Here is a 10,988-nt window from a genome sequence, read left to right as displayed (position 1 = left end):
TGGTGGGTGGTGACAGTGCGCCGTGGGGTGGTGGTGTGCCGGGTGTGGGTGTGCCGGATGCTCCTGGTGGTGCTTCGTCGCGGGACAAGGACGGGCTGGTGACGCCTCCGGGCGTGGGGCTTTCGCCGGGTGCTGGTGTGCCGGCATCGCCGGGTCTGGGTGGGTTGCCGCCGATGATGCCGATGACGCCGCCGGGTGGGGATCGGGGTTCCGGTGTGGATCTGCCGGACTCTTCGGGGTTGGTGGGTGGTGACAGTGCGCCGTGGGGTGGTGGTGTGCCGGGCGTGGGTGTGCCGGATGCTCCTGGTGGTGCTTCGTCGCGGGACAAGGACGGGCTGGTGACGCCTCCGGGCGTGGGGCTTTCGCCGGGTGTGGAGCTTCCGCCGGGTGCTGGTGTGCCGGCATCGCCGGGTCTGGGTGGGTTGCCGCCGATGATGCCGATGACGCCGCCGGGTGGGGATCGGGGTTCCGGTGTGGATCTGCCGGACTCCTCGGGGCTGGTGGGTGCCGGTACGGAACCCTGGGAACCCGGCACCACGCCAGCAGGCTCCCCGGACGCACCCACGGGTACGGTGCCCGGCCCGGCGACCGGTGCCCGGCCACCCGCTGCCCTGCGTCCCGGCGCATCCGGACCGGACGCGTTCGGCGTCCAGTCGACCGACGGGGTGGTCTCGTCGCCCGCGGTCATGCCCCCGGGCATGCCGCCCATCGGACCGCTGGCCCCATCGCGTGACGGCGCCACCGGCGCGGAGCGTTCCGACGCTTCCGGGCTGCTCAGCGGCGACGACGTGCCGTGGCAGGACGGCACGGCAACCGCCGCGCCGGACGCCGCAGGTGGTGCGCCGCGCGGCGGAGCGCAGGCGGATGCCGGGGCACCGGTGTCGGCGCGGGATGCTGTCGACGCGCCGGGGGGACCGTCCGATGGGGACGGGCTGACAGCGGACCGGATCGTCGACTTCCCGCCGGCAACGGCGCAGGGAGACGACGACGGCAGGCACCGGCAGTTCGCGATGGTGCCGCCGATGGTGCCGCCCGCCCCGCCCGGTCGTACCGGTGGGCGTGACGAGACGCCGTGGCGGTCCCGCGCCGGCGAGGCCCTGGAGGAGGGCGACAGTTGGATGCCGCAGGGCGCGGCGACGCCGGACACGAGGGATACGCCGGCACCGGCGGGTGAGTCGCCCCAGGTTTCCGGCGCGGGGCACGTGTCGACCCCGCCGTTGCCCGATGACCGGGTGCCGGTGGTCCGGCTGACCGGCCACGAGGAGGATGTCGAGTCCTGGGACAGCGACCCTCTGCCGTGGGGCGACGACGACGCGCTGCCCGCGGTGCCGAGGTCCGAAGACCTGCCGGGCAGGGAATCGCTGAGCCGGTTCGGCGAGGACCACGACGCTGCGCCCGGCGCCTCGGGCCTGTCGATGTGGCGACCGGCCCGGCCCGCCGACGGCGCCACTCCCGTGGCGGACACCACGCGGCCGCTGCAGTGCACGTTCGTCGGCCCCACCGCCGAGGAACTGGAGGCGATCCAGGCCGAGCGCAGAGCGACGGTGGAGGCGAACCGGCGGCGTTTCTCGGGCGAACCGGACGAGGACGAGGAGCTGGACGACGAGGACGGCCAGGCCGAGCGCGCGGCGGTCGACCTGTTGCGCCAGGATGACGCGGCCTGGGGTGGCAGCGGCTCCGGAACGGGCGTTCTCGGATGAGCACGGTCACGGTCAAGCGGTTGCCGCGAGCCGGCGGCCCGGAGCTGCCCAGCGGGGAGGTGGAGCTGCAGGAGCCGCCGGTGATGGATGAGCCGTCGCCGCTGGACATCAGGTCGTTCATGATGGTCGTCCCGATGGGGCTCGGCATGGGCGCGATGATGGCGATGTTCGGCATGTTCAACAGGTCGCCCGCGATGTCCTTGATGGGCGGCGTGATGGCCGTCGGCATGATCAGCATGGGTATCGTGCAGATCGGCCGGGCGGCCGGCGAGCGCAAGCGCAAGATGCAGGCCGAGCGGCGGGACTTCCTGCGCTACATCGCCCAGCTTCGCAAGAAGGCGCGCGAGGCGGCCGATCAGCAACGCCGTGCCGTCTGCTGGGACAACCCGGAACCCGGCTGGCTGTGGTCGATCGCGATGGGCAGCCGGCTCTGGGAGCGTCGGGCGAGCCACGACGACTTCGCCCGGGTCCGGATCGGCCTGGGGCGGCAGGACGCGGCGATCAGCTACGTGCCGCCGTCCACGAAGCCGATCGAGGACCTGGAGCCGCTGTCGTCGATCTCGCTGCGCCGGTTCGCGGAGGCGTACCGCACGGTCAGCGGCATCCCGGTCACGGTCGGCCTGCGCAGCTTCACCAGCATCGAGCTGGCCGGTGATCCGGGGTCGGCGCGTGGTCTCGTCCGGGCCGTGCTGGCCCAGTTGGCGACGTTCCACGCCCCGGACGAGCTGCGGATCGCAGTTCTCGCCGCCGAGGGTGACGACTGGGACTGGCTCAAGTGGCTGCCGCACAATGCGCATCCCACGGACGCCGACGCGGCGGGCCCGGTCCGGCTCTTCGCCCGTGACCACGACGAACTCATGGATCTGCTCGGCCCCGAGGTGGGCGACCGCGGTGACCACGACAAGACGGCCCGGCCGGGCGTCGTCGAGCCGTTCACCGTCGTGGTGGTGGACCGCGCCGAGATCCCGGACGGCTCCCGGCTGCTCGGTGCCGGGCTCCGCAACGTCGTGCTGCTCGATGTCACCGGCCATTTGCCCGGCGGCCCGAAGGTGCTGCGGCTGACGCTCGAGCAGGACCGGGTCGAGTTCCCCACGGCGGACAGCGCCGGTGCGGCGCGACGCGACGAGCTGGGCCCGCCCGAGGTGCAGGCGCTGGCGCGGCTGCTCGCCCCGAAGCGTACGAGCGGCACCCTCGAGGTGGTGGACGAGCCACTCGAGTCCGACTTCGAGCTGACCACCCTGCTGGGCATCAAGGATGCGTACCACTTCGACGTGAGCGTGTCGTGGCGGCCCCGGCAGGCGCAGCGCTCGCGCATGCAGGTGCCGATCGGAGTGACCGAGGGTGGCGAGGTCGTCGAGCTGGACCTGAAGGAGTCCGCGCAGGGTGGGATGGGTCCGCACGGGCTGCTCATCGGCGCGACAGGCTCCGGCAAGAGCGAGCTGCTGCGTACGTTGGTGTGCGCGCTGGCGGCCACCCACTCGTCGGAGATCCTCAACCTGGTCCTGGTCGACTTCAAGGGCGGCGCGACCTTCCTCGGCATGGACCGGCTGCCGCACACCTCCGCGGTGATCACCAACCTCGCCGACGAGCTGCCGCTGGTCGACCGGATGCAGGACTCGCTCAACGGTGAGATGACCCGCCGGCAGGAGTTGCTGCGCGCCAGCGGATACGCCTCCCTCTTCGACTACGAGAAGGCCCGCTCGGGCGGCGCCCGGCTCGCGCCCTTCCCCGTCCTGCTGGTGGTGGTCGACGAGTTCAGTGAGCTGCTCAGCAGCAAGCCCGAGTTCATGGACCTGTTCGTCTCGATCGGCCGCCTCGGGCGCAGTCTGGGCGTGCACCTGCTACTGGCCTCGCAACGGCTGGACGAGGGCCGGATCAACCGGGTGGAGGGGCACCTGTCGTACCGGATCGCGTTGCGGACGTTCTCCTCGATGGAGTCGCGCGCGGTGATCGGCGTGGGCCAGGCGTACGAGCTGCCGTCGGAGCCGGGCAACGGCTATCTCAAGATCGACGTGTCGAATCTGGTGCGCTTCAAGAGCGCCTACGTCTCGGGCCCGTACGTCCGCACCGGCCGCGACCCGCACGCGACGCCCGCGCAGCGGCAGGCCGTTGACGTGGTGCCGTTCAACACCCGCGCCGTGCCGGTGCCCCAGACCGCTGGCGCGGACGGCGCGGGAGCCGGCGAGGCGGTCGAGGGGCTGGAACCGGACCAAGGCGCCGAGGGCGAACCCCGGCTCGTGGACGTCCTCGTCGACCGTCTCGTCGGGTCGGGGCCGCCGGCCCGTCAGGTTTGGCTGCCACCGCTGGCGGAGGCGCCCACCCTGGACGCTCTGCTGCCGAGCCTCGTACCCGATGCCGTGTTCGGCATGACCGTGGAGAGCGCGGCCGTCCGGGGCCGGCTGCGGGTGCCGGTTGGGGTGGTGGACCGCCCGTACGATCAGCTCCGGGAGCTGCTCATGGCCGACCTGTCGGCCGCCGACGGGCACGTCGGCATCGCCGGTGCGCCGCAGAGCGGCAAGTCCACACTGGTCCGGACGCTGGTGCTCGCCCTGGCCCTCACGCACACCCCGAACGAGGTCCAGTTCTACGGGCTGGACTTCGGCGGCGGCGGCATCATGTCCGTCGTCGGCCTGCCCCACGTCGGCTCGATCGCCACCCGGATGGAACGGGACCGCGTCGTGCGCACCATCGAGGAGGTCCGGCAGGTGATGGAGCGCCGAGAGACGGTATTCGCCGAGCGCGGCTTCGACTCGATCGCCGGCTACCTCGCCGCCCGGGCCCGCGGCGAGGTCCAGGACCCGCACGGGCACGTGTTCCTGCTGGTCGACGGCTGGTTCACGATGAAACAGGACTTCAGCGAGCTGGAGGGAAGGTTCGGCGAGCTGGCGGCCCGGGGCCTGTCCTTCGGCATCCACGTGGTGGTCACCGCGACCCGCTGGTCGGAGATCCGGACCTGGCTGCGTGACCTGCTGGGGACGAAGTTCGAGCTGCGGCTCGGCGACTCGATGGAGTCCGAGGTGGGATCCCGCAAGGCCGCACTGGTGCCCAACCAGCCGGGACGCGGCATGACGTCGCAGGCCCTGCACTTCCTCAGCGCCCTGCCAAGAGTGGACGGCAGCGCCACCGTCGGTGACCTCGCGGAGGCGACCAAGGCCATCGTCGAGGAGGTCGGCACGTTCTGGCGCGGCCCGGTCGCCCCGCCCGTGCGCCTGCTGCCGACCCGGCTGCCGGTCGAACAGCTCGCCGAGCCCGAGCCCGCCTTCCGGGTCTGCGTGGGCCTGGACGAGCAGCGCCTCGCCCCGGTGTGGCACGACTTCATGACCACCCCACACCTGATCGTGATGGGCGACAACGAGACCGGCAAGACGAACATCCTGCGGCTGGTGCTGCGCGCCGTCGCCCGCCGGTACCGTCCGGCCGAGGCCAAGGTGGTCATCGGCGACTCGCGGCGCGACCTGGACCACGCGCTCGCCGCCGACTACCAGGTCGGGTACGGCATCACCGCCGACGCACTGGCGACCCTGGCCGGTCAGACGTCCGTGTCGATGAACCGGCGCGTTCCGGGCCAGGACATCTCGTCGGACCGACTGCGCCGCCGCGACTGGTGGCAGGGACCGGAACTGTTCGTCGTGGTGGACGACTACGAGCTCCTCAGCGGCGGCCCCGGCACGGGCTCCGCCCTGGATCCACTGCTGCCGCTGCTCGCCCAGGGCGCGCACATCGGCCTGCACCTGGTCGTCGCGCGCAGCACCTCCGGCGCGATGCGGGCCATGATGGACCCGGTGCTGCGGCGGCTGTGGGAGCTGGGCACACCGGCGATGCTGCTGTCCTATCCGAAGGAGGAGGGCCGGTTCCTCGGCGAGGCGGCCCCGCGCAAGCTCCCGCCCGGCAGGGCGCAGCTCGTCACCCGCCGCAGCGTCCAGTTGATTCAGACCCCGGTGGTGGATGCGGCCGGGTCGGCGCAGCCCGCACTGGTCGGCGAACCGGAGCGTGCGGTGTGACCAGCATGCTGAACAGCGACGTGTGCCGGGTCACGGTGGTAGGTCCGGACCGACGTGTCGATCTCGCGGTGCCGGTGTCGTCCACGGTGGCCGCCCTGTTGCCGGTGCTGCGGTCGCACACGGCGTCCGGCGACCGCGATGACCCGCGGCAGCCCGACACCTGGGTGCTGCAACGCCTGGGCGGGCCCCCCTTCGACGCGGCCGGCACCCCGGAGTCGCTGGACTGGCTCGAGGGCGAGGAGCTGTTCCTGCGCCCGGCGGCCGACCCGTTGCCGGAGCTCGACTTCGACGACGTCGCGGACGGCATCGCCACGGTGGTCAACCGGCGCGCCGACCGCTGGCGACCGGAGTACCGCCGGTTCCTGTTCCTAACGCTGTCGGCGGTCGGGCTGGCGGTGCTGGCCGCGGTCCTGACGGATCGGGGACCGCTGCTGGTCAACGGCGCCGCCGGTCTCGGGATCAGCGTCGCCCTCGCCCTGGCCACGGTGCTCGTCGCCCGGGTGCTGGCCGACGGGACACTGTCGCTGCTGCTCGGTATGGCCGCCTGCGGGTACGCCGGGCTCACCGCGGCGAATCTGGCGGACGGCGCCGGCGCCGCGATCGCCGCGAACCGGGGCGCGCTGGTCGCCGGCGCCGGCGCCGCCGGCGGTGTGGCTCTGGCGCTGCTGGGACTCCGGCGGCTGCAGGCAGCGGCCCTGCCGTACCCGCCGATGATGGCCGTGCCGGCAATCGCCGCCGTGGTGCTGCTCGTGTCGTGGCTCCAGTTCGCCGCCGCCTGGTCGGTGCCCGCGGCGGCGGGCACGGCCTGCGCCGTGCTCTTCGCCGTCATCATCCTGGCGCCCGGGTTCGTGTTGCGGTTCGCCCGGCTGCGCGGGCCGCAACTGCCGAAGACCGGCGAGGAACTGCAGTACGACAACCAGCCCCAGCCCGCACCGGAACTGTCCGACCGGGCCGACCGGGCCGACAACTACCTCAGCGTCGTGATCGTGTGCGCCGCCTTGGTGCTTACGGTCCTGTTCCTGCTGGTCATGGCGGCACCGGGATGGGCCGGCCCGGCCCTGGTCGCGGTGCTCTCCGGGGCCCTGCTGTTGCGCGCCCGGACGTTCCTCGGCGTGTGGCAGCGGGTCGCGCTGACAGCGGCGGGAACCGCCGGCTGGATCATGATCGTCTTCTGGCTGTCGCGGGCCGCGTCGCCCGGTCGGCGGCTCATCCTGCTGATCGGCCTCGCGGTCCTGATCGTCGTGCTGGTGACCGCCGCCCTGCGGCCGTGGCCACGTCGCCTGCTGCCGGTCTGGGAATTCCTCGCAACGGTCCTCGACGTGGTCACCGGCCTGGCGATCCTGCCCCTGGTGCTGCAGCTGCTCGGCACGTACGCGTGGGCCCGCGGGCTGTTCGGGTAGGCCGGCGATGCAGACTCAACGCGACCACGTGCACGCCCACCAGTTCCAGATGGGCCGGATGGGCTGCGCTCTGGTGCTCGGCGACGCCAACACCGCCGAGCACCCGTCCCGCCGGGCCTGGGTGGGCCTGCTCGTGGGTGTCCTCGTGGCGGTCCTGGCCACCGCCGGCTTCGCCGGGTACGGCTGGCTCATGCCCGGCGGCAACAAGCGGTGGAAGGCCGCCGGCGCGATCATCGTGGAGAAGGAGACCGGCACCCGCTACGTCTACCTCGACGGCGTCCTGCATCCCACGCTGAACCTGACCTCCGCGATGCTCATCCAGGGCAGCAGGTCCACCCTCACCCTGACGTCCCGGAACTCACTCAAAGGCGTGCCACACGGCTCACCCATCGGCCTGCCGGGCGCGCCGCAGGTGCTGCCGACGACGCAGGACCTGGTCCGCGGCCCCTGGCTGGCCTGCCTCGCCGGGTCCGTGCCCGGCGGCCCGGCGGACGGGGTCGGCATCAACCTGGACCCGGCCGCGCCGTTCGCCGCGCTCGCCGCCGACCGGTTCACACTGGTCGACGGCGAGGACGCCCACTACCTGATCTGGCGGGGCCGCAAACACCGGATCACCGACCGGGTGGTGCCGGTGGCGTTGGGCGTCACCAATGCGGAGCCGGCCCGGGCGCCGGCGCGGTGGCTCGGCGCGCTGCCCGATGGCGACCCGATCGGCGTACCCGAGATCACCGGAACGGGCGACGACGGCCCGCCGGTCGCCGGTCGCCGTCATCCGCTGGGGCAGCTCTTCACCCAGCCATCCCCGAGCGGTGCCGAACAGCTGTTCGTGCTGCGACCCGACGGGCTTGCCGCCGTAAGCCGGACCGCGTTCCTGCTGCTGGGGGCGGGCTCGCGCGGCGACCCGGTGGCGTTGCAGGCGGGCGACGTCGTGGCCGCGCCGCGCTCCGGCGACCGATCGCTGGCCGGCCTGCTCCCGGACCTCGACCGCGCACGGTACGACGAACCAGGCGGGCGGGTGCTGTGCGCCCGCCAGTCGCCCGCCGGGGCGCAGGCCGTCGACACCGCGATGGTCTTCACCGACCGGGCGCACAGCGCGCTGCGTGCGGACGGCACGCCGGCGGTCCGCGCCCGTCCCGGCACCGGCATGGTCGTCCTCCCGGTGCCGGTCGCGCCCCTGCAACCCGTACCGGACCTGTGCCTCGTCTCGGACGAGGGCGTCCGCTTCCGGCTGCCGGACAACGACACCCTGTCCGCGCTCAGGCTGGCCGGCACCCCGCCGGTTCCGTTTCCGGCGGGCCTGCTCGAGACCGTGCCCGAGGGACCGGTCCTGAGCCGCAAGGCCATCGCCACAAACCGAGGAAGGGTGACATCGTGAGATCACCGTTGAGCCGCCGGGGCCGGTCCGGCACCGACGTGATGATCGCCCGGCACACGGTGGGCAACGCTCTCGTCCTGCACACCGACGGCCCGATCAGCGCGGAGGCGCAGTCGCTCGCCCTCGGCGTCAAGGAGGACGCGAACAACGACATCGTCGTCCTGGACCTGCACGGCGACATGCCGGTGGGCATCTGGGAGTCGGTGGCCGGCGCCCTGAACCGGCGCCGGCGCGGCATCCGGCTCGTCGTCTGCGGCCAGCAGCAGGAGACGGTCGTCCTGGCCGGCCAGTGGCTGTCCGACCGGCTCAACCGGACGGTCATCGCGCCACACGGGCATTTGATCCGCGGTGCCGCCGGCGCCCTGTTCGTGCACGCGGACAAGGCCAGCGGCTGGGTACGGTACCGCCCGGGCCGGGTGCCGGCCTGGGAGGCGAAGCGGTTTCCGCAACCGGCCTGGGACGGCGCGGCGGCCGAGTTCACGCCGACCAGCTCGGTGCGGGCCGCGGAGCCGCTGCCCGGCGGCGTGTGGATCCGCGACGCCCGCGACGCCGAGCTGGTCCGGGAGCACTGGCAGTGGCTGGTCACGGCGCTGCCCTGCCAGCCGGAGTCGCTCGCGGTCATCCTCGGCTGTCCCGGTACGCCGGCTCTGCCGCTCGACGACATCGCGCGGTTCTGGCGCGGCCTTGACGACGAGAACCGGCAGCGGGTGCGGTTCGTGCACTACGGCCCGGTGCAGGTGCCCCGCGGTGAGTCGCTCGGCCAGGTCCTCGCCGACCTGCTCGGCGGCCCGGTGGTGTGCTTCGGCGGCGTCCCCGTCGGCACCCCCGAGGAACCGCGGATGCACACCGTCGGTGCCGACGGCCGCCTCGGCTGGCAGGTCTTCGCACGCGAACTCAGCTACACGCCGCGCGGCAGGCCGACCGCGCCGGCCGCGGTCCCGCAGATGCTGAGCCATCGCGCGCCCCTGGTGCTGGGCGAGCCGGTCGCCCCGATGGTCTACTGGTACGCCAACGACGCGGTGGTCGAGGTCGTGCAGGCCGGCCTGTGGATGCGTCCCATGGATCCGCCGAAGGGCGCCGACGAGGTGCGCGCGGCGAAGGCCGATCCGGAGCGGCACGTGTTCGTCTTCGACGACGCCACGGCGGCCCGTGCCGCGCGCATGCGGGCACTGGCAGAGGACGTCGTCGCCCGGCTGGACCCGGCGACCAGGCAACGCAGCGTCCTGATGGCGGCGTCCACACTGGCAGCCGCGGCGTCGATCACGGCCCCGTCGGTCGCCGCGGCGGGCGGGCAACTCGGTACCGCCACGGACCAGCAGCAGAGCGACCCCGAGCGGCCGCTGACCGGCCCGACGATCGCGTCGGGCGTCACGCCGCCCAGCCCGGTCGGGGACACCACGACCGTCCCGACCCCGGTCGATGTCCCCGTCCAGGTGAGCGGGCAGCCGCCGCCGGCCACCGTGATCAGCGCCCTGCCGACCGCGGAGGCAGTCGCACTGCCCGCCTGGCAGACGTCGTCGGTGCTCCTGCCGGACGCGCCCGAACGGCCCGCCGCGTCCCCGGCGCGGCCGGAGCCGGACCGGCCGCAGGCACCCCGGCACACCGCCGAGCCGGCGACGGCCCCGGCTGACGTGAAATCACCGCGACCGTCCGAGGCGACACCCGCGCAGCCCGCACCGGCTCCGTCGCCCGCGCGGCGAGCCCGTTACCAGCCGGTCCCCGAACCCGCCGCCTGCGCGCTGATCTCCGGCCGTGCCCTCGACGAGGAACGGAGCTGGCTGCGCCGGGCTTTGAGCCGTGAGTTCGATGCGGTGGCAAGCTCCATCTCCCGGATCCTGTCCGAGCAGCCGGGCCTCCAGGGCGACACCGCGAAGTCGGCGGCGGAGATCCTGAGCGACTCGGTAGCCGTACGGCTGTATCTGTCGGCCCGTGGCGCGGCGATCGACGACGCCCTGCGAACGGCGCGCAAGGGGTCGCACGTGCCGTTCGCGCGGTGCGTGGCGGCCGGGCTGATCCGGCTCCCGTCGCACCGGGGGGCGACCGTCTTCACCGCGGCTCCGTCGCCGGAGCAGTGGGAACTCCTCGCGCGGAGCCGCCTGCTCACCGAGTGGGGGTTCACGACCGCCCTGACCGCCCCGTCGGCGGACCTGACCGGTGCGGTCGATGTGCTGGTCTGGTCGATGACTGCACGGCGTACCCGGTTGCTCGAACCCGACGGCGACGAGCAGGCCGACAACCGGGTGCTGTTCGTCCCCGGCACCAGCTTCAAGGTGCTCGACGTAGTGGAGCCGGGCCCGTCGGGTGCCCGGGGCCAGGTACTCATCAGGGAGCTGTCCGCAAACGAGATCGACGCCGACGGCCGGGTGGACCGGGACCGGGTGTCCTTCGACGACCTCGCCACCGCGTCGCTGCGCCGCTGCGCCGAGCGGTGGGCCGACACGCAGCCGCAGTCGCGCGTCGGCTCGGCGGCGTTGAGCCGCTTCGGCGCTCTGCCTGGCCTGGCCTGAATCCG

General features: G+C 73.3%; 5 protein-coding genes. All 5 read left to right on the top strand.

Annotated features, from left to right (window positions below; translation table 11 throughout):
* Nucleotides 1-473: 473 nt before the first annotated feature.
* From AB0B58_RS25295 to AB0B58_RS25275, 5 genes are read left to right on the top strand one after another with little or no spacing between them, the layout of a single operon-like run.
* Nucleotides 474-1,700: a hypothetical protein gene (locus AB0B58_RS25295; protein ID WP_360228188.1), complete on the top strand. Its 1,227-nt coding sequence runs from the start codon at nt 474-476 to the stop codon at nt 1,698-1,700.
* Nucleotides 1,661-5,701 (top strand): type VII secretion protein EccCa, encoded by a 4,041-nt coding sequence (gene eccCa / locus AB0B58_RS25290; protein WP_360228569.1) that lies wholly within the window; start codon nt 1,661-1,663, stop codon nt 5,699-5,701. Before AB0B58_RS25295 ends, eccCa begins: the two co-directional genes overlap by 40 nt.
* Nucleotides 5,698-7,101, top strand: coding sequence for a type VII secretion integral membrane protein EccD (gene eccD, locus AB0B58_RS25285; protein WP_360228185.1), 1,404 nt, complete (start codon nt 5,698-5,700; stop codon nt 7,099-7,101). The genes eccCa and eccD overlap by 4 nt, the downstream gene beginning before the upstream one ends.
* A 7-nt stretch (nt 7,102-7,108) precedes the next feature.
* The gene (eccB, locus tag AB0B58_RS25280) at nt 7,109-8,476 is read left to right on the top strand and encodes a type VII secretion protein EccB (RefSeq protein ID WP_360228182.1); all 1,368 of its coding nucleotides are present in this window, start codon (nt 7,109-7,111) and stop codon (nt 8,474-8,476) included.
* A gap of 41 nt (nt 8,477-8,517) precedes the next feature.
* The gene (locus AB0B58_RS25275; protein ID WP_360228566.1) at nt 8,518-10,983 is read left to right on the top strand and encodes a hypothetical protein; all 2,466 of its coding nucleotides are present in this window, start codon (nt 8,518-8,520) and stop codon (nt 10,981-10,983) included.
* Nucleotides 10,984-10,988 lie beyond the last annotated feature (5 nt).

Origin of the sequence: Actinoplanes sp. NPDC049118 (genome assembly GCF_040648555.1) — a bacterium.
Taxonomy (GTDB): Bacteria; Actinomycetota; Actinomycetes; order Mycobacteriales; family Micromonosporaceae; genus Actinoplanes.
This window is presented reverse-complemented; position numbering and strand designations above follow the sequence as displayed.

Bases quoted from the DNA above. Each gene is read 5' to 3' on its own strand.
- eccB (WP_360228182.1), top strand. From the start codon at position 7,109: ATGCAGACTCAACGCGACCACGTGCACGCCCACCAGTTCCAGATGGGC.
- AB0B58_RS25275 (WP_360228566.1), top strand. From the start codon at position 8,518: ATGATCGCCCGGCACACGGTGGGCAACGCTCTCGTCCTGCACACCGAC.